The organism is Micromonospora sp. NPDC023633, assembly GCF_040640035.1.
Classification (GTDB): domain Bacteria; phylum Actinomycetota; class Actinomycetes; order Mycobacteriales; family Micromonosporaceae; genus Micromonospora.
This window is the reverse complement of the sequence record NZ_JBFABB010000092.1, coordinates 28,144-28,724: the sequence shown is the minus strand read 5'-3', so window position 1 is coordinate 28,724 and position 581 is coordinate 28,144. Positions and strand designations below refer to the sequence as shown.

Genomic DNA, 581 nt, shown 5'->3' with positions numbered 1-581 from the left:
CCCGGCCACTCAAGGCCCTACCAGCCAGACCCCACACCCGGTGAAAGCAGTTCTTCGCCGCAGGCGATGTCTCACCCAACCGTGCACGAGGTCGTTAGTCCAGCGTGCCACTCGTGATCGCCTCGACAATGAACGACTTAACAGAGCGGCGCGCACTGCCGCCGACGCTCTTCTCGCCCTATGGTCTGACGCCGGCCATGATCCCGAATACACCCAAGCCTTGCGCGCGAACACCTCCGCCTTGCACGCCAGCAGCGGTGACCGCCTTCTGCACCCCGACGCCCATGCACTCCTGTTCCGCGCCGTCCAAAGCCTCGGTGACACCGGCCAGGTCAACACGGCTGCGACGGCCTCCGAGCAGCTATTCGCCAACTGCCTGCGGGTGCTGGGACCCGACCACCCCGACACCTTGGCCGCCTACGGCGACCTCGCCCACCGGCGGGGCATGGCGGACGACTCTGCCGGTGCTGTCGCCGCCTACGAGCAGCTACTCGCCGACTACCTGCGGGTACTGGAACCCGATCACCCCCGCACCCTCACCACCCGCGGCAGCCTCGCCTACTGGCGGGGCACGGCAGGCG

1 protein-coding gene is annotated in these 581 nt (G+C 68.2%); it reads left to right on the top strand.

Features of this window, described 5'->3' with window-relative positions; genetic code table 11:
• Positions 1 to 220 precede the first annotated feature (220 nt).
• Positions 221 to 581: tetratricopeptide repeat protein (locus AB0G13_RS24935; protein WP_357878637.1), on the top strand; the 361-nt coding region annotated here is incomplete at its 3' end.